Source organism: Dendronalium sp. ChiSLP03b (assembly GCF_034531165.2).
GTDB lineage: Bacteria > Cyanobacteriota > Cyanobacteriia > Cyanobacteriales > Nostocaceae > Dendronalium > Dendronalium minutum.
Map to the genome: position 1 here is coordinate 1 of NZ_JAVRBR020000142.1, position 17,794 is coordinate 17,794.

The 17,794-nt window shown below is 39.9% G+C and carries 18 protein-coding genes and 1 pseudogene; 11 read left to right on the forward strand and 8 right to left on the reverse strand.

From position 1 onward, the window contains the following. Window positions 1-348: 348 nt before the first annotated feature. Complete coding sequence (locus RMY31_RS32230; RefSeq protein ID WP_409879038.1) at window positions 349-564, forward strand: hypothetical protein; 216 nt, start codon at window positions 349-351, stop codon at window positions 562-564. 72 nt (window positions 565-636) lie between these two features. Here the strand turns inward: RMY31_RS32230 and RMY31_RS32235 are convergent. Continuing rightward, window positions 637-879: pseudogene (locus RMY31_RS32235) on the reverse strand (DUF1830 domain-containing protein); the annotation flags it as partial. A gap of 483 nt (window positions 880-1,362) precedes the next feature. Here RMY31_RS32235 and RMY31_RS32240 point away from each other — a divergent pair. Beyond that, window positions 1,363-1,557 carry a helix-turn-helix domain-containing protein gene (locus RMY31_RS32240; RefSeq protein WP_322662410.1) on the forward strand — a complete coding sequence of 65 codons (195 nt, stop codon included), beginning with the start codon at window positions 1,363-1,365 and terminating at the stop codon, window positions 1,555-1,557. 255 nt (window positions 1,558-1,812) lie between these two features. Here the strand turns inward: RMY31_RS32240 and RMY31_RS32245 are convergent, their stop codons facing one another. After that, window positions 1,813-2,418, reverse strand: coding sequence for a methyltransferase domain-containing protein (locus tag RMY31_RS32245; RefSeq protein ID WP_322662412.1), 606 nt, complete (start codon window positions 2,416-2,418; stop codon window positions 1,813-1,815). A gap of 444 nt (window positions 2,419-2,862) precedes the next feature. On the opposite strand from RMY31_RS32245, the gene RMY31_RS32250 reads away from it, so the two are divergent. Then, the gene (locus tag RMY31_RS32250) at window positions 2,863-5,208 is read left to right on the forward strand and encodes a WD40 repeat domain-containing protein (protein WP_322662414.1); all 2,346 of its coding nucleotides are present in this window, start codon (window positions 2,863-2,865) and stop codon (window positions 5,206-5,208) included. Window positions 5,209-5,470: 262 nt separating this feature from the next. On the opposite strand, the gene RMY31_RS32255 is transcribed toward RMY31_RS32250, so the two are convergent. Next, window positions 5,471-6,829, reverse strand: a complete 1,359-nt coding sequence (locus RMY31_RS32255; protein ID WP_322662416.1) for a hypothetical protein — start codon at window positions 6,827-6,829, stop codon at window positions 5,471-5,473. A gap of 377 nt (window positions 6,830-7,206) precedes the next feature. On the opposite strand from RMY31_RS32255, the gene RMY31_RS32260 reads away from it, so the two are divergent. Together RMY31_RS32260 and RMY31_RS32265 are read left to right on the forward strand one after the other, a co-directional pair. Then, window positions 7,207-8,526, forward strand: coding sequence for an acetyl ornithine aminotransferase family protein (locus RMY31_RS32260; RefSeq protein ID WP_322662418.1), 1,320 nt, complete (start codon window positions 7,207-7,209; stop codon window positions 8,524-8,526). A 91-nt stretch (window positions 8,527-8,617) separates the two neighbouring features. After that, a complete protein-coding gene (locus RMY31_RS32265) occupies window positions 8,618-9,514 on the forward strand; it encodes a DUF1338 domain-containing protein (protein WP_322662420.1) in 897 nt (298 codons plus the stop codon). A gap of 82 nt (window positions 9,515-9,596) precedes the next feature. On the opposite strand, the gene RMY31_RS32270 is transcribed toward RMY31_RS32265, so the two are convergent. Then, window positions 9,597-9,803, reverse strand: coding sequence for a hypothetical protein (locus tag RMY31_RS32270; RefSeq protein WP_322662422.1), 207 nt, complete (start codon window positions 9,801-9,803; stop codon window positions 9,597-9,599). 208 nt (window positions 9,804-10,011) lie between these two features. Between RMY31_RS32270 and modA (RMY31_RS32275) the strand changes: the two genes are divergently transcribed. The 4 genes from modA (RMY31_RS32275) to RMY31_RS32290 all read left to right on the forward strand — a co-directional run bounded on the left by modA (RMY31_RS32275) (window position 10,012) and on the right by RMY31_RS32290 (window position 14,207). Further along, window positions 10,012-10,803 (forward strand): molybdate ABC transporter substrate-binding protein, encoded by a 792-nt coding sequence (modA, locus tag RMY31_RS32275; protein WP_322662425.1) that lies wholly within the window; start codon window positions 10,012-10,014, stop codon window positions 10,801-10,803. Between the two features lie 124 nt (window positions 10,804-10,927). Continuing rightward, complete coding sequence (gene modA / locus RMY31_RS32280) at window positions 10,928-11,749, forward strand: molybdate ABC transporter substrate-binding protein (RefSeq protein WP_322662465.1); 822 nt, start codon at window positions 10,928-10,930, stop codon at window positions 11,747-11,749. A gap of 171 nt (window positions 11,750-11,920) precedes the next feature. After that, on the forward strand, window positions 11,921-13,744 hold the full coding sequence (gene modB, locus RMY31_RS32285) for a molybdate ABC transporter permease subunit (protein ID WP_322662434.1): 1,824 nt from the start codon (window positions 11,921-11,923) through the stop codon (window positions 13,742-13,744). Window positions 13,745-13,934: 190 nt separating this feature from the next. Next, complete coding sequence (locus tag RMY31_RS32290) at window positions 13,935-14,207, forward strand: hypothetical protein (RefSeq protein WP_322662436.1); 273 nt, start codon at window positions 13,935-13,937, stop codon at window positions 14,205-14,207. A gap of 412 nt (window positions 14,208-14,619) precedes the next feature. On the opposite strand, the gene RMY31_RS32295 is transcribed toward RMY31_RS32290, so the two are convergent. From RMY31_RS32295 to RMY31_RS32310, 4 genes are all read right to left on the reverse strand, one after another. Continuing rightward, a complete protein-coding gene (locus tag RMY31_RS32295) occupies window positions 14,620-14,808 on the reverse strand; it encodes a hypothetical protein (protein WP_409879042.1) in 189 nt (62 codons plus the stop codon). 134 nt (window positions 14,809-14,942) lie between these two features. Further along, window positions 14,943-15,095, reverse strand: coding sequence for a lmo0937 family membrane protein (locus RMY31_RS32300; protein WP_322662440.1), 153 nt, complete (start codon window positions 15,093-15,095; stop codon window positions 14,943-14,945). Between the two features lie 169 nt (window positions 15,096-15,264). Continuing rightward, entirely contained in the window at window positions 15,265-15,885 is a 621-nt protein-coding gene (locus RMY31_RS32305; protein ID WP_322662442.1) for a hypothetical protein, read from the reverse strand. A 542-nt stretch (window positions 15,886-16,427) separates the two neighbouring features. Continuing rightward, window positions 16,428-16,625, reverse strand: a complete 198-nt coding sequence (locus tag RMY31_RS32310; protein WP_322662444.1) for a hypothetical protein — start codon at window positions 16,623-16,625, stop codon at window positions 16,428-16,430. A 453-nt stretch (window positions 16,626-17,078) separates the two neighbouring features. On the opposite strand from RMY31_RS32310, the gene RMY31_RS32315 reads away from it, so the two are divergent. Both RMY31_RS32315 and RMY31_RS32320 read left to right on the forward strand, forming a co-directional pair. Beyond that, entirely contained in the window at window positions 17,079-17,234 is a 156-nt protein-coding gene (locus tag RMY31_RS32315; protein ID WP_322662446.1) for a hypothetical protein, read from the forward strand. A gap of 69 nt (window positions 17,235-17,303) precedes the next feature. Next, on the forward strand, window positions 17,304-17,774 hold the full coding sequence (locus tag RMY31_RS32320) for a DNA phosphorothioation-associated protein 4 (RefSeq protein WP_322662448.1): 471 nt from the start codon (window positions 17,304-17,306) through the stop codon (window positions 17,772-17,774). Window positions 17,775-17,794 lie beyond the last annotated feature (20 nt).

Genomic DNA, 17,794 nt, shown 5'->3' on the forward strand with positions numbered 1-17,794 from the left:
CCAATCGCTGAAAGCCTTTCGAGGCTTTAATTTCTAAGTTTTGGCTATAAATTTTAGTTACTGTTAGAAAATAAAGGCTCAAAGCTTGACTCAATCAAAGTTTCAGAATCTTGCTTCGATTATTGTTTTCCGAGAGTGACAAAAGAAAGGTATCCTCAGGAAGCCGCTTGCTGTCAGTTCTTATACAATTTATCACATACTGTGTAGATTACTATCTAATTAGTTAAGTTTTGCTTACTTTAGGTTTTTTTGAGTTTTTACATTTTAAGATTTTCTTTAGATTGTTTATAGCTCCACTGTGATACGGAGCAAAAAAAACGACGAGTAGTTGTAATGAGGGTATGTACTGTGAACTATTCAGTATTACGTCATCTTTGGTTTGTAATTGAGCAAACCCAGGCCAGTGTCCTTCTAGGGTTCAGTGATGCAGAACTGATTCAGCAGTTATTGAGACAGGTCGAACAAGATAAGCTACTTACAGGTGAAGAAACCAACACCATGAAAGCTTACATTCATTCCAGAGTCCCATTAATTCGTGACTTGGCTCATGCACGTCTGGCTTAAGATTATTTGTATCTATTTTACGGATGAAACTAAAAGGCGATGTCTGGCAACTAGCTGCTCGTCTACACCACAGTCAATTTGCAGGCGTTCACAAGGAATCCGATCTGAGAGTACAGCACTGGCTATTACATGGGTATGGAATTCCATCTGTGCCTCTTGTGGTGCTTCAAAAAAAAGACGTTGTCCCGGAAATACAACACGCTCAAAGTACCAACCAGGAATATTAGAGATTCGAGCAACCTGAATCTGATTAGTTACGTTAACGTAGCAGCAAAGGATATAGGTAGAACTGTCAGCAGGTGATGAATTCAGCATTTTCAATAAACTAAATGAAATCCTGGTAACGCGACTGGGGAAAATTGAGTAGCTAGCAACTTTGATTGGCTGACTAGTAGGCTTTTATATTTGTAAAATTTTGTACTAAATAACAGTAGACAAGAAATGTAACCATGAATGAGAGGTATAGGTTAGTTAATTAATTATTAACTTATGTAAATAATTATTATACTTTTTTAATATTTTCTCAATGTCTTAATTATTTCTTTAGAGTCTGGTATGATTAGATGCAAATCTAATTAGACTTGCATATAACTAGAGTTGCGACTTTTCTTTAAAGTAGTAATGGTGTCGCGCTGATAGGTTCTCAATATCTGTTCCTGTAGCACAGGTAGGTAAAGATTACTTATCCAAAAACTATTGGCTAGTTCTGCATTTCTGTGATGGAGATTTTTTGTAGTAGTTGATTTACATTTGGCCATGTTATACCGCTCATCAACTAGAAACAGAAGAAGACAGAATATGCTCAGACCAGGAATTTCACTTGTACAAGCAGCTAGGTTTTTGGGTGTAGACCAGAGTAGTCTATATATGGCTTTGCAAAAAGGACAAATTCCCACTCGAAGACAAAATGGGCGAACTGTAGTTACTTCAGGTGCCTTAATGGAATATCAAGCTAGAAAACAGATTAATTTTCAACATTGGCGCAATTTCTAGCTGAGTATGGAGTGATGAGGGAAACATAGAGAAATAACTCTCTGTGTCCCCCTTCGGGTGACACTCCTAACGTCGCTACCGCTGACGCTAACGCAGTCACCTGCGGAGGAGCCAGCGCGGCTTGAAAAAGTAGTTTCTTGAAGCGAAAAGAGATATTATTCTGAGCCTTTTGAACTTTTTGAGGTTCGCAAAAGCATCATGGAGTTTCATAAAACCGCAATTGCTAGTTGAGACGCTGACCAAATAGCCATCAGCTCATTCAAAAGCGATGATGATTTGGATATCGTCTTTGAGAGTTAAGGGTAAAACAAGTTTTCCTTGGGGTTTTAATTTTTCTTGCCAAGCGATCGCAATATCCCATACTGCTACCGTAAGGATAATGCGATCGTATGGTACAGTGCTGGGATAACCAAACCTGCCATCAGCACAGATAACTTTTACTTGCTCAAAGCCAGCTTCTGCTAGATGCATTTGAGCAGCTTGGACAATATCTTCATCAATATCAATTGCAATTACTTGACCGCTTTCACCAACAACATGGGCTATGAGTGCAGCATTATAACCAGTTCCTGCACCGATTTCCAAGACGCGATCGCCCCTTTGCAGATCGAGTTGTTCTAACATAATTGCCATCACTGCTGGCTGTGACAAAGAACTTACAGGCTTACCATCTAAATACTTAGTAACAATAGCGTCATCTTTATAGACTTTTTCTGGTAGTATATCTGGTAAAAAAACGTGAGTTCGACGGATAGGAAAGGGCAAAAAGCTTGCTGGAATTACGAAAACATACCATATATTCTGTCTGTGCGTTGTGCCTATCTCAATGGCTTCCTGCATCCACCAAAGGATAAGTAGCACCAACTCCCTTTCGATTGTACTTCGCAAGTTATAATTGCGAATTATTTTACTTTATTTTTACACATTTGGGATGCTCCCGATCTAAAACGTTTTGTTATTTATAAGAGAACTTTTAAAACATCCTCTTAGACAAAAAATATACTCAATTTTTGTATTTAGTTAAGCTATGATACTCTGCAATTTAGTGCAAAGTAAGTAATAAAGCTAATTGAGAATATTATTAAAATGTGAACTTTGATACTTTGGTTGAGCAAAATTCGTAATTGACTTTTTTATTCTCTTCCCAAAGATGTACCCTGAAAGTAGTACCATGGGCAATGGCTAGTAGTTTTCTCGATTGACGGCAAGAGTGGACAAAGTAGGGATAGTCTAGGCAGTAGCTAGTGACAAGTTCCTATTTATCTTTGCAGCACAGTATTAGTGTTATTTAACAGGAATCTCCTTATGGAGCAAGGGTTAAGATTACTTATTCAATTGGTGCTAGAGTTTGCGCCTGTAATTGTATCTCTCATACAAAAGAGAACAGAAGAAAGTTTAGCTACAACTAGTTCCCAATTTCCTAAAGCTATTCAAGAATTTGCCAAATCTGTCAATATTTCAACTAATATAAATACTTATTTGCCAGGAGGACTGGAAAAAGAAAAACTTCTGCAACAGCAATTAGCAATTTATCACCGCGAAACACAATTACAAATAGTCAACCAAAAGAGAGATACAGCACTCAAATTACCAGAAGTTAACAAAATTCTTGATGGCTGGCCTTTAAGGTTATATCCTTCGCAAATTTTAGAGCGTACTAATTATGACCGCAGTCCATTGAAAATTTTTCTAGCTCCTCCACAAGTACAGTTTGATCGATTCGACCATAGGAGTGAAGGAACTTCAGAAATAGAGTTAATATTGGCCGAAGGTTTACGAGAATTTATTAACAAGTATTATTCACTGCAAAGTCCAAGCAGACCCACAGAATTACTAGCTGGAGCTTGGGATAGTAAGCGTTTTCATAGCGAATCTAGTATCAAAGCTTTGTTTGGTGCGTTGAAGACAGAACCGATTTTAATTTTAGAATCAGAAAATGATGGAGATTATCTCAATTTCCGTATAGCTTATTGGGGATTAGGACAAGAAAAATATTACTACAAAACTATTGCTCGTTTACCTTACAGAGAAATTGTTCAGGAATCTGCCAAAAGTCGCGCTTTAGAATGGAAGAAAATTAGAGATGAATTGTTAGCGCTGGGAGAACATTTAGAAGACATTAATCAATTAGGTAGAGATAATGTTTACAATTTAGCAATTTTAGAAAAATCAGAAAAATGGCAAGATAAGGGTATTGATATTAGTAAGTTATCCTTACAATATCAAGTTAATCATCAAGATTTTGAAAAACTTTGCCAAGTATTGATTTCCTGTCACTGTCTAGTTGCTGCTTGGGTAGCAGATGCTTATCATTTAGTGCATTATGATGTACCTCCATTGTTACCAGAGTTGCTACCAGGTATGCTCAAAGATGCACTTGATTTGCAATCAGTGCAAGCAATTGCGACAGGTTACAAACAAGTCTACCAAGCTTTAGAAAACGAGCGACGCTACTGGATTCCAGAATTAGCTTTGCAGCTAGCTCAAAGTTTATCTAATTTACCCGATCGCGCTTGGGCAGACGAACAAATCGAATATTCTATATACACATGGTTGGAACTGCGTCAAGTCTCTCCCCAAGAATTTGCTAATCCCTTAGAGGCGATGCAGTCAGCCATCAAAATAGAAGATGAGGAATATATCCAAAAGTTAAAAGAATATTTTACGGCAGTGGGCGATCGCCAAAATATTCTGAATGTAGACAAACTTTTAGATGCCATTGCCATTCTCAAATACAAACTCACCTTAGAATCCCCAGATATCAGCTACATCCTAGCTGGACATGCAGATCGAGTTGTATCTGTTGCCATTAGTCCTGATAGTGAAATTTTAGTCAGCGGATGTGCAGATAAAACCATCAATGTCTGGCAGATTAACACTGGTACTCTTATCCGTACTCTTGCAGGAAATATCGGAGAAGTTTCATCCGTTGCCGTCAGTCCCGATGGTAATTTCCTCGTCGTTGGCAGCTGCGAACACCCCAGAAGTAATGTCCAAGTTTGGCATTTGAAAACAGGCAAATTACTCCACACACTCTTAGGGCATCAAAAACCAGTCAATGTCGTAGCAATTAGCCCAGATGGGCAGATTCTCGCTAGTGGCAGTAATAAAATTAAAATTTGGCATCTTTACAAAGGCGATCGCATTTGTACTCTGTGGCATTCATCCGCTGTTCATGCCGTAGCTATCAACCCCGACGCTACCATCCTTGCCAGTGGCAGTTCTGATACCAAAATCAGGTTGTGGAACCCACGCACCGGCGATCCGTTACGCACGCTCAACGGTCACGACGGAGAGATCAAATCAATTGCCATGAGTCCTGATGGACAACTCCTCTTTAGCGGCAGTGCCGACACAACCATCAGAATTTGGCATCTCATCACAGGTAAACTTCTTTATACTCTGACTGGTCACGTCAACGAAGTGAAATCCTTAGCTGTTAGTGCCGATGGACAAACCCTATTTAGTGGTAGTGCCGATAAAACAGTCAAAATTTGGCGGCTTTCTACAGGTGAACTGTTGCAAACACTCACTGGACATTCACAAACGGTGAATTCTGTTGCCCTTAGTCCAAACGGTAAGTTTCTCGCCAGTGGAAGTTCTGATAAAACCATCAGAATGTGGCAAATACAGCACTTTTCATCTAAATGAAGTACATTACCCCACCCGCCCTATCGGGTACCCTCTCCTTACCAAGGGGAGCCACTTGTGTGGGCGGGTTTCCCGACTTGAGCAAAGTGGCGTGAGGGTTGGGGAGGAGTGTACTCCATTAACTTGCAATCTGCTGTAAATAGTTAGTAGAGCATTACAGCGGATTTTAACTGAGTGAAGTACGCAACCTAGGTCTAAAAGCTAGGCATAAAGCCTGTTTTACTTCTGAATTCTGACTCCTGACTCCTGAATTCTGCTGTATTTATTTTTTCACTAAAACGTAAGCTGTAGCATATTCAGGCAGATGTCTGATATGCTGCTGAAAATCTTTTTTATTCTGAAAAATACCTGCCAAAAAATCGAGTTGATAAAGATTCGGTAAAAATGCTCCGCCTGTATCTGCAATGACTCCCATTTGCAAGCGTTTGCGTCCACTTTGAGTATGCTCAATTACAATCACTTTCCCTAAGCCAATATTCAGCACATCTCCAGCAAAAGTTACTCCTGGCTTAATGGAAATTTTTGCATCTATTTTATATCCATAGCCTTTAATCGCATCAACCTGTTTAAAATACCAATAGCGCTTTTGTGCTGTGGCTTTTAATCCGCGAACGTATGACATACCATTATTTCTATCTACGTTAAAAAATGCTTGAGAACCATCTGTAAAATTAATCAGTACTGTTCCTTCCATTAAAGCTTCTTCTAAGCCATCGCGTGTTAAATAAGCGAGGGGTTGAACTTTTCCAAATTCTTTACCACCTGGTTCATAAATACCAGATAAAACATCCTGCTTTGTATATCTGGTGTAGAACTTATCATTACTAGCTGTTTCTTTTAAACTGTAGATTGGTGTGTTAAAAGTAGAGGTTTTTTTATGAGAACCTGGATGAGTAAAAACAGCATATTTGGTAATTCGCAATCTGTCCTGCTTCTGGTTGCTAGGGTTATAGGCAGACCATTTAATGACTTTGAAGTTGCTGTTGATAAAATTAGGATCTTGTAAACGAGTAGTTCGCTGATTGGCAATATCTTCTTGCAAAGTAACAATCATGAAATCCAACGTTCTGAGCATATCTTGTACAGTCACTCCTTGAGTGCCCAAAATTCCCTTACGTTGAATATCTGGATCTTCCGAAGAATAGTCTTGAAAATATTTTCTGGTATTGATAAGAACAGTCAATAAATCTGTTTGATTAAAATTAACTTTAGCACTAGGCAATTTTCCGGTAGTTAAAATTTTATTGCCACTAATGCTGAATTTATACTTTTGCCACTCGTCAATGACTGGATAAGTTACAGGTACTGATGCCGCATATTTATCAGAGGTAGGTGTATTTTGTTTGCTTGTATTTTCATTAGATGTTTGAGAAGCAATCAAAGAATTTTGAAAAGTGATAGGTATACGAGTAGTTGGAGTTGAACCTGGGGTAACTTGTGATTGAGGTGGGTTATAATTTTCCTGCTGAGTAAAGGATAAATTTTGTGCAGCCTGATGTTGTTGAACTAGTTGTTTATTTTTTGTCTGAGTATTATATAGATAGCTACTAGCGAAACCAACAAGTAAGAAGGTAGCAATACCTAGTGTGAGGCGAATTTTGTGGTTGAATTGGATGCTCATATGTTGGGAAAAGTTTTTGATGTTTGATAATAATTACACTTGCTGAATATCTGAACGATACTAACTTGACAATGTGTCAACCATGTATACAATTGGGCATAATACCTTGTCCAGTTCTAGGGGGCTAACTAGCCTAACAGTGCATTATACTCTTGCACCCCTAATTACGTATGTACTTTTAAATCTCGTATTTAAAACGGGAAGGAGCCACTGCGTTCGGCAGTTCTGCTGACTTAGTGAAAGTGGCGTTGGGGAGTGGGGAGTAATCTGATTTTCTGTCAATGCGTAAATATTACATGAATAGAATCAAATGTTACTGTAACTATTCGCACCTGACAGTTTAATCATCAATAATTTGACAACAATCTTCAAAAAATATGTTAAGTATCCCCATTAACTTACCTTTACCTAGTGTGCCTCGCTTGGTTACATCCTTACCCGGTCCTCGTGCTAAAGCAATTGTAGAACGCGATCGCGCAGTCACTTCTCCTTCCTACACCCGCGACTATCCCTTAGTTGTGGCTCGTGGTGAAGGCTGTATGGTGGAAGATGTGGATGGTAATGTATTTCTCGATATGACAGCGGGTATTGCTGTCACCGCCACCGGACACGCCCACCCAGAAGTCGTTAGAGCAATTCAAGAACAGTCGGCGCGGCTTCTGCACATGTCGGGGACTGATTTTTACTACGAACCGATGGTGGAACTCGCAGAACAATTAGCTTTGCGTGCCCCTTTTCCCAGTGGTAATCATGCGTTTCCAGCAAAAGTATTTTTTACCAACTCTGGGGCAGAGTCTAACGAAGGAGCCATCAAACTAGCTCGATACTACACCAAGCGATCGCTAATTGTAGCTTTCTTAGGAGCATTTCACGGACGCACCTATGGGGCAATGTCGCTCACAGGTTCCAAAGCAGTACAGCGGGCTAATTTTGGCCCTTTAGTTCCTGGAGTAACTCATATTCCTTACGGCACTCACGCTAGCCTCGATTACTTAGAAAAAAACTTGTTTGCAACCATCTTGCCACCCCATGAAGTCGCAGCCATCGTAGTCGAACCAATTCAAGGTGAAGGCGGCTATATCGTTCCGGAAGATGGCTTCTTACAGAGAATTCGCGAGATATGCGATCGCTATGGCATTCTGATGGTGGTAGATGAGGTGCAAGCTGGCATGGGGCGGACAGGTCGCCTGTTTGCGATCGAGCATTGGGGTGTGATGCCTGATATCATCACCACTGCTAAAGGTATTGCTAGTGGGATGCCTTTAGGAGCGATTCTTTCCCGGTCTGAATTAATGGCTTGGCCTCCTGGTGCCCACGCTACCACATTTGGCGGTAATCCTGTAGCTTGTGCTGCTGCTATTGCTACTTTGCGACTGTTAGAAAGCGGCTTGATGGCGAACGCTTCCCGAATGGGAGAATTTTTACAAGCCGGTCTGACTCAGTTACATGAAAAATTTCCTAGCGTTTCCCTGCCAAGAGGTAAGGGTTTAATGGTTGCAGTAGATTTATTAGATGAAGAAGGCAATTATGATAGCAGATTGCGCGATCGCATCATCCAAGAAGCTTTTTCGCGGGGTCTGTTATTACTGGGTTGCGGTAAAGCAGCAATTCGTTTTTGTCCGCCTCTAGTTATCGACAGCGAGCAAATTAAAACTGCTTTAGATATCATCTCTGATGTGTTAGTAGAAATACTTTAAATCTCATGCAAAGGCGCAGAAAATTTTTCTGCGTCTTTGTTGTCTGTGCGTGAGAATTTCTGAAAAATCGTCATCTATCACTCTCTGCTTTATGTCTCCAGAACATGTCCGCGATTTTTGGGAATTACTTTGGCAAGAATACAGTGCCAGAGTAAATTACGCTCGCACCTACCAGCAAATGATTACTGCTGCGGGTGGCACTGTTGCCAATGACCATATTGCTTTTCGGTCTTTGCGTATCACTGCCGATAGTCCGCAGGGAGAAGTTAATTTAGGTATTAATTATCTCGAACGAGTTGCCAAATTTTTTGGTTACGAAGCGGCTGGGGAATATATTTTTCCTCAAACTTATCTTTATGCCCGTCACTATCAACATCCGCAGCAAGAGGAATTTGATTTACCCAAGCTGTTTATTAGTGAATTGATTGTAGATAAATTGCCTGCTGATATTGTGCAACTCATCTATCAAACAGTAACAAGTGCTGATTTACTCAGCTTCAAGACACCGCTATTTCAATTCAATATTAACGATATTCAAAAAATCTTTACTCGTCCTTGGCAACCTCCCTTGCGTTCTGTTGTGGAACAGGTGAATCAAGTTACTCAGTACGGTGCTTGGGTGCTGTTGCACGGTTACGCTGTCAATCACTTTACAGGCTATGTTAACCGCCAGAACACGCCACAATACCCAGATATAGATACTACTGCTCGTGGTTTAGCTAATTTGGGCGTACCGATGAAAGCTGAAATAGAGGGTAATGTTGCCTGTGGTTTGCGACAAACTGCAACTCAAGCAGTAAAAGAAATGGTGACAGTACTGGATGATGTTAGTAGAGAAGAAATTCAAATTCCTTGGACTTACGCCTACTATGAAATCGCCCAGCGCTATATGGTAGAAGCGGAACCAGAAATGCAAAAGCTGTTTGATGCTTTTTTAGGAAACAATGCTCAACAATTGTTTGAAATGACTCGATTGGCTGGAAAATAGTTAGGAGGCAGGAGTACAGACGCGATTAATCGCGTCTGTACAAGAGTTAATACTTTTATCTCCCTCTGCTTCCCCTGCTCCCTCATCCCTCCTCATCATTGCCAAAGGACACACAAGGACTGTCAATTTCTTGTGCTGGTTGGAATGAATTGCAGAAAGTAATAGTAGAACAAATAACTTCTAATTCGTCGGGGTGAATACACTCTATCGCTCCTTCTACCTTGACATGAAAAGCACAGTCGTTGCAGATAGTTTGACATGGCAATGATTGTCTATCTTCATGACTCATAAATTTGACATAACTAAAAATAAATTATGGCGATCGCCTTCATATCTTCAAACTAGATGCTTCGCCAACGCAACCTTCATATTTTGCGTCTTTTGTCAAATGCTTCTACTAGCCGTGTGCTTTTCCTGACATAAATTTACCAATGTAATTGGTAAATTTTTGGTAGTCCTGGTAATATTTTACCAAGCGACAATTTGAGTGATTTTTCATGAAAAGAAGACAATTTATTACCTCTATTGGTATGGCACTTGCTAGCTTAATGCTAGCAATTGGGTTGCCTTTAGTTAATCTCCACCCTGTAGCAGCAGCAGATGCAAACTTGCTTGTGTCTGCCGCTGCCAGTATGAAAGATGTGATGGAAGAAATCAAACCTCTCTACCAACAAAGTAAACCCAATATTAATATTAACTATAACTTTGGAGCTTCTGGTGCATTGTTGCAACAGATTCAGCAGGGTGCGCCAGTTGATGTTTTCATCTCTGCTGGCAAAAAACAGGTGGATACTTTAGAGCAACAAGGGCAGCTAGTTCCAGGCACTCGCGGTATCCTGGCAAAAAACCGTCTGGTCTTGATAGTGCCTAAGAATGTTGTCGGCGTTACCAGCCTATACAATCTCAAGGACTCCAAAATTAAGAAAATTGCTATTGGCGAACCGAGAAGCGTGCCTGCTGGTCAATACGCCGAGCAAGTATTGCAGAAATTAAAAATTTACGAGCAGATAAAACCCAAGTTTGTCTACTCTAACAACGTGCGTCAAGTTTTAGCAGCAGTAGAAAGCGGCAATGCTGATGCAGGTTTAGTTTATCTGACCGATGCTAAAATTTCTGACAAGGTAAAAGTCGTAGTTGCTGCTGATGAGAAATATCACTCTCCAATTGTCTATCCCATTGCAGCACTCAAGAGTAGCAAGAATATTCAAGCAGCTAAAGAATTTATTCAGTTTTTATCTGGCGAACAAGCAAAAAATGTACTTAAAAAATATGGGTTTATTTTGCCTTAAGAACTATCTGTAAGCTTTTAGCTGTTTGAATTCTGAGTTTTAATTAGACTTCTGCATCTATTCCTTGTTTATTACCAACTTTTTTAATAGTTGGTAGTTGGTGAATTAAGAAAAAATGTTTGTGATGTTGCCAATCAACAATAAACGAATCTTTGCTTTTTTGAGTTGGGTCTGCCTCTCATTGCTGCTGGTTGTCGGCTGTAATCAAACAACTATACCTAAATCCTCAACTACTAGTCCAGCATCTCAGTCTGCAACTTTGACTATATCAGCTGCTGCCAGTCTCAAAGATGCAATGGAAGAAATCAAACCACTGTATGCAAACCAAAATTCAAACGTTAAACTGACTTACAATTTTGGCTCATCAGGTGCGCTACAACAACAGATTGAACAGGGTGCAGGAGTTGATATTTTCATTTCTGCTGCTACTAAACAAGTAGATGCATTACAGAAAAAAGGGCTTTTGCTCGATGGTACGCGCAAGGACTTGCTCAAAAATCAGGTGGTGTTAATTACACCTCAAAATTCCACAGTTGTAGCTGACTTCAAAGACTTAACCAAGCCCAGCGTGAAGAAAATTGCTTTGGGTGAACCCAAAAGCGTTCCAGCTGGACAATATGCCCAGCAAGTCTTGACTTCATCAAAAATTTTTGACCAAATTAAAAGCAAAACTGTCTACGCCAAAGACGTTCGGCAAGCCCTTAACTACGTCGAATCGGGAAATGCTGACGCTGGAATAGTGTACCTTTCAGATGCAAAAAGTACTCCGAAAGTAAAAATTGTGGCAACTGCACCCGAAAACACTCATTCTCCCGTTGTCTATCCCATCGCGGTTCTTAAAAACAGTAAAAATGTCGATGCTGCTAAAGATTTTGTGCAATTTTTATCTGGAAATCAAGCCAAAACAGTGTTTGAAAAGCAGGGATTTACAGTAACTGGAAGCTAAATAGAGAGCAGGGGAGGCTGGGGGAGAAAAATTACAACTGACAACAGACGCGATTAATCGCGTCTCTACTTCTAACTCCTGTACAGACGCGTAGACGCTCGTAAGAGCGGCTTCTCGTAAGAGTATAATCGCGTCTCTCTACTCCTAACTATTAAATCTTGCCTTTTGACTATGCCACAAGATTTATCTCCACTTTGGATATCGCTTAAGACTTCGTTACTAGCTACATTTATTACTTTTTTTATTGGTATTGCTGCTGCCTATTGGATGCTCAGATATCGTGGCAAAGGCAAGTCGTTAATTGAAGGTCTATTTGTCGCTCCTCTAATTTTGCCGCCAACAGTTGTCGGCTTTATACTACTGGTCTTTTTTGGCAAGAATGGCCCGGCTGGGAAACTGATGCAGTCTTTTGACTTCAGCATTGTCTTCACTTGGTATGGTGCAGCGATCGCAGCAACAGTTGTTGCCTTCCCGCTAATGTATAAAACAGCGCTGGGAGCCTTTGAACAAATTGACCAAAATCTGCTGCGAGTAGCCAGAACCCTGAGTGCGACTGAATCGACAATCTTTTGGCGCATCAGTTTACCTCTAGCGCTTCCCGGCATTGTAGCTGCCACAACTCTAGCTTTTGCTCGCGCCTTGGGTGAATTCGGTGCTACCTTGATGCTTGCTGGTAACATACCCGGACAAACCCAGACAATTCCCATGGCGATTTATTTCGCGGTAGAAGCCGGAGCAATGGATGAAGCTTGGTTCTGGGCGATCGCTATTATGGTAATTTCTCTATCTGGAATTATTGGAGTTAATTTTTGGCAAGAATTCAGGGAGAAGGCAAGAGCAGGGGGAGCAGGGGAGGCTGGGGGGGAAATTTTTTCTCGATCCTACACTTTGCAAGCTACTTCTGAGTCGGGGTTATTGGTAGATATTGAAAAAATACTTCCTAGTTTTCATTTAAAAGTTGCGTTCGCTGCTAATGAGCAGCCTTTAGGATTGTTGGGGGGTTCTGGCGCTGGCAAGAGTATGATTTTGCGCTGTATTGCAGGGATAGAAACACCGACTAAAGGTCGCATTGTTTTGAATGGACGGGTATTGTTTGATTCGCAACAGGGAATTAATATTCCTAGCCGCGATCGCCACATAGGTCTTTTAGTACAGAACTATGCTCTGTTCCCAAATATGACTGTGGTTCAAAATATTGCTTTCGGTTTACCTAAACAACTCTCAAAATTAGCTATCAAGCAACAGGTGGAAGCCCAACTGATAGCAGTACAGTTATCAGGATTAGGCGATCGCTATCCACACCAACTGTCTGGGGGTCAGCAGCAGCGGGTAGCATTGGCGAGAGCTTTAGCCAGTCAGCCAGAAGTGCTATTGTTGGATGAACCATTTTCCGCACTGGATACCCACTTACGCAGTCAACTAGAGCAGCAAATGGTGGCAATACTAACCTCTTACCAAGGTATCACTCTGTTTGTTACCCACAATATGGAAGAGGCTTACCGAGTTTGCACTAATCTATTAGTCATGGAACAGGGTAAGGCGATTCAGTATGGCTCTAAAAATGATATCTTTGAGCGTCCTGCTACTGTCAGCGTTGCTCAATTAACAGGTTGCAAGAACTTTTCAGGCGCTGTCGTCAAAGCAGTTCAAGAGGTGGAGGCTGTTGATTGGGGTTGTAGATTGCGAGTTATTCAACCAATTCCCGACCAATTATCTTCTGTGGGAATTCGCGCCCATCAGCTAATCTTTACTAATGACTCATCCCAAGACAATACCTTTCCCTGTTGGCTAGTCAGGACTAGCGAAACACCCCACCGAATGACGCTGTTTCTCAAACTGCATTCCGCTCATAGCAATTCTAATGATTATCATCTGCAAGCAGAAGTGTTCAAAGAAAAATGGGCAATCATGAAAGACCAACCTTTGCCATGGTACGTTCATTTAGACCCTCTGCGATTGATTTTGATGGAACGGGATTTCAATGAGTACTGTTGACTATGCCTTTTAATATAGTCATATATGAGTATGCTTTACCGCCTGTATCTCAGTAATTAGATGCTTGAAAACAGATTTATCTGAATGTTTTAATGTTATTGAATAATTTGCAATTAAATCTAAGCTTATTCTGAATAAACTAGCCAGAAGTTTTTGCAAATTAATAATTTTTAGCTTAGTGGTAATTGAAATGGAAAATACACTCGTTGATAAAACTTTCCGTGATAGCAATGGCAATATTGTTATAGCTCAGATGCCAAACCCACCGCTTATTGTTTGGATAGTAACTAGTTTACTAGCTCTAATTTTTACAAATGGCACAATTAATACAGTGTTAAACGTAGTGGCAGATGGCTCGTTGTTTACTTGGGCGTGGCTGGAATTATTTCAAGGCGTTAATTATTTTCGCAGAGCGCTAGGTCTTGCTGTATTAATTGGTTTTATCATATTAAAAATTCAGTAGTTATAATTAACTCACTAATTAAGCAAAATTATTTAAGGAACTCTAATTCCTTTGTGTAAGTAGCCGTCATGAACTACATACACCAGGACAGATGAAAAAACTTTCTTTCCTTCTGCCTTCTGCCATCTGCCCTCTGCCTTTTTCAAGTCAGGTAGACATAATTAAATGTAAGATGTCATTGCGTTCGCGTAGCGTCTCGTAAAGAGGAGGAACGACGTAGGCAGAGCCTTCTCGCAGAGTAGCAATCGCAAAGACTGGGATTGCTTTGTTCCTCGCAATGACAGAACATATTATGTTTCCCGACTTGAGCAAAGTGGCGTGAGGGTTAGAGAGGGGTGTACCTCGTGTACTTACAAAACGCTGTATTTATAGCATACGAGCTGGATCGGAAATTTGCTAGAAAATTGCTCATTTAGTCGTTCGATTTAACATTTGTTATACTTTGAATTCCTAGTTGCTCTAAAGCAGGTTCTTCAGGCGTAAACTCATTAATAAGTGCAATTATCACTGCTGCCGCAGGCACGGCAAGCAGCACACCAATGAATCCAAATAGCTGACCCATCACCAAAGGCTGAACAACATGGGCATCTACTTGATTCATTATTAAGAAAAGTATCAGCACAAATTAAGAGCTTTAGTGGTGAAATTCTTTTAGGGAATTTACTCTTAAATCTCAAGCTGATATATCTAAATTTAACTGACTCAGTTGAAAGTCATAAATGTGTCAGGAGTTATTTACACATCACGCGTTTTCAAAAAATTGTAGATAGCAAGAGCAATGGCTAAAAGCAACACTGCATGAATTAAATTTCCGGCAATATGAAGTACCAATCCTAATGCCCAAAAAGCAATCAATACAACAACAATGCCCCAAAGTATACTCAACATATATTTGCTCTGAGTAAAGTAAGTTTTAATTTGTTCAGATATTTTACTCCTTAACTTCACTTAATTCTATTTGCCTTAAGAGAGGTCTAGAAATTGAAATCATCTTCCTTGAGATATAAAATTAATTAAAAAATAGAATTAAGTAATTAATTAACGAACTTGCCTTTGCTTAGTAAACGCTTCGCCACGCTTTCACCGTCCCTTTCCCAATTTCGCTATCTACAGTTTGACCTCCTTCCAACAGTAATCTGATGTCTAGATTTTGATCTGGAGCATTTTTTAAAGCAGTGGCTAACTCGTTACTGACAGCAAACGTGCCGCCTGACCCATCTAATTGAAAGACCTGTTGCCCAACTTTGAGTAAGAGTTTGGTGACTTTCCTGGTAGTAACAAACTTAAGATAATCGGGTCTAGGATACACACGTCCTGCGGTGTAAAAAAAAGACTCAGCTTGAGCCGAATTTATTGTTACGAGTACTCGAATACTTGAACGAGTCCACAAACTGATAATTTGTTTGGAACCCTCACGGTATAAACGTCCACCTAGTGTATTGCGGTCGAAGACACCCACAAACTCCCCTTCAAAAGGGTCAACAATTCTTACAGGTTTTGACCAAGGCACATCCATATCGGGTGACAGTCCTGCTGATTTGACCACTGGCAAATTGCTTGATGCTTGGGCAATATTAGTTACTTCTGGAATGGAAAAGGCTGCACAAAGATGCGGAGAAAGGACAGCCAAGCCAGTCCCGAAAATCAACACCGGAATTGTCTGTAGTAAGTTCATCATGTGTGAGGAATATAATTTTCAAAGTCAATATTTAGATAGCCTTTAACAGTTATCTTCTCCAAAATTTTTTTGCAAAGCTTTGGCAATTGGGCACAACTCAGTCGTTGCTTTTGGGCGATCGCAACCTTATTGGCTGTATGTCAACTAAGCATCATCTCCTAATTTATATAATAAATTATTGTTAAAGATAGCGATCGCCAGCAAACATCCAGGTACATAGTTCATCTGGCGATCGCTTTTAACTTGCAGTTAAGATAACCAATATAAAAGTATATTTTTAGTTAACTTTCAGTTATAGAGTTCAAGAATATATACGTCATTATCATAGCTATGATTTCCAGTATAAGTGTCAATCCATAAGCCACCATAGACAATCATTTGACGATCGAACTGTATAGTTGAATGACCAAATCTCGGATTAAGTAGAACGGCTGAAATAATTCACGCTATGTCATTGCGAATGGAACGAAGTAGAATGAAGCAATCGCAAGGGTTATATCGATTTTACATTCTGTTACATAGCTAGGTTTATTTTCACCGACTTACTTAGGAAATTTTCCTTCTACTTGTGGAACAATCCACGTATAAGTTTCACAACTAGCTTCTTCCAAAATAGGCATATTCAGTAGTACTAAATTGCCAATCGTCACATGGCTAACACCATCACCCGGAGCCATCCCTGCAAATAAAACTAAGTTATGGTTCTTGTCAGCTTTTGGCGATCGTTGAAAGTTACGCACTTTAAGGCAGAAGGCAGACGACAGAAGGTTTTAAGACGTTTTGTTATCCGAGCGTGGGACTTGTGACTAAGACGGGCGATCGCTTACGGCTTTGTTGTGATGCAGATGTCCTATAATCCTTGCACTGCTTCAGGGCGATCGCTCTTGTAGTTGGTATAAAATAATTTGGTTATAGGAGCGATCGCTATTCATGACAATTTAAGTGTTATAACGACAACTTCAACATGAATGACAAAAAATTTTAGCGTTCATAAAGACAGCTTCCACATTTCTAACAACAGCTTCCCCATTCATAAAAACACTTTAAGCTGTATTAATAACAGCTTTAGTTTTTCTTATATAAAAGTAAAAGTTTCTAACAACAGCTTCCCCATCCATAAAAACAACTTAAGTTGTATTAAGAACAGCTTTAGTTTTTTTATACAAGAGTAAACGTTATGAACAAACGCGTCGATGTTCTTAAGAACGGCTTTTGATGTAGTTATAACTGGTAAGCCGTTAGTAACGACAGCTATTTGTGACATTACTCTAGCTCAAGGTTATTTTTATTTAATATGGCAAGTGTGCGATCGCCCCAAAACAAACTTTGCTGAACAGTCTTTGGTATAAAATAATGAGCTTATGAGTGCGATCGCTTTTGGCTTCGGTTAAGATGGCAACAAAGTAGATATCAACATCATGGCTGAAACTGGCAGAATCAGGGTTGCTAAAGACAAAGCAGATTTAGTCAAAGCTTTAATATCCTCAGATGGTGGAACTGGGCCTTTCCAAACTTTTGCTGATGTAATCGTATTTGCAGCTGCTTTGGGTGCAAAGCATAAAAAGCGAGTACCTTTAGGAGAAATTTCTAAAAGAGAACCATCTCCAATTCCTCAAGAACAGTTTATTGTCAGAGGATACGATACGGTAATAAATTTATTAGCAATTACAGAAACTCAAGATATAAAATTTTTATCTTTTCAAAAAGAAAATAATAATGAGCGACGTAATTTTACATTTGAAGAATATGCTAATGGTGGACTCGAAATACTACAAACAGAACTCAGGGGCGCTGTAGACTATTCCGAGCGAATATTATTATTTCTCAGTTCGGAGAGATTTCAGGATGACTCTGAAGAAGAGTTTGATTTAAGTCGATTTATTTCATAAAGTAAAAGTTGATTGGTAAC

Coding starts and splice junctions, on each gene's coding strand:
- modA (WP_322662425.1), top strand. CDS start 10,012: ATGAAAAGAAGACAATTTATTACCTCTATTGGTATGGCACTTGCTAGC.
- RMY31_RS32290 (WP_322662436.1), top strand. CDS start 13,935: ATGGAAAATACACTCGTTGATAAAACTTTCCGTGATAGCAATGGCAAT.
- RMY31_RS32305 (WP_322662442.1), bottom strand. CDS start 15,885: ATGATGAACTTACTACAGACAATTCCGGTGTTGATTTTCGGGACTGGC.
- RMY31_RS32255 (WP_322662416.1), bottom strand. CDS start 6,829: ATGAGCATCCAATTCAACCACAAAATTCGCCTCACACTAGGTATTGCT.
- RMY31_RS32315 (WP_322662446.1), top strand. CDS start 17,079: ATGTTCTTAAGAACGGCTTTTGATGTAGTTATAACTGGTAAGCCGTTA.
- RMY31_RS32240 (WP_322662410.1), top strand. CDS start 1,363: ATGCTCAGACCAGGAATTTCACTTGTACAAGCAGCTAGGTTTTTGGGT.
- modB (WP_322662434.1), top strand. CDS start 11,921: ATGCCACAAGATTTATCTCCACTTTGGATATCGCTTAAGACTTCGTTA.
- RMY31_RS32300 (WP_322662440.1), bottom strand. CDS start 15,095: ATGTTGAGTATACTTTGGGGCATTGTTGTTGTATTGATTGCTTTTTGG.
- RMY31_RS32270 (WP_322662422.1), bottom strand. CDS start 9,803: ATGAGTCATGAAGATAGACAATCATTGCCATGTCAAACTATCTGCAAC.
- RMY31_RS32265 (WP_322662420.1), top strand. CDS start 8,618: ATGTCTCCAGAACATGTCCGCGATTTTTGGGAATTACTTTGGCAAGAA.
- RMY31_RS32260 (WP_322662418.1), top strand. CDS start 7,207: ATGTTAAGTATCCCCATTAACTTACCTTTACCTAGTGTGCCTCGCTTG.
- RMY31_RS32295 (WP_409879042.1), bottom strand. CDS start 14,808: ATGAATCAAGTAGATGCCCATGTTGTTCAGCCTTTGGTGATGGGTCAG.
- modA (WP_322662465.1), top strand. CDS start 10,928: ATGTTGCCAATCAACAATAAACGAATCTTTGCTTTTTTGAGTTGGGTC.
- RMY31_RS32320 (WP_322662448.1), top strand. CDS start 17,304: ATGGCTGAAACTGGCAGAATCAGGGTTGCTAAAGACAAAGCAGATTTA.
- RMY31_RS32250 (WP_322662414.1), top strand. CDS start 2,863: ATGGAGCAAGGGTTAAGATTACTTATTCAATTGGTGCTAGAGTTTGCG.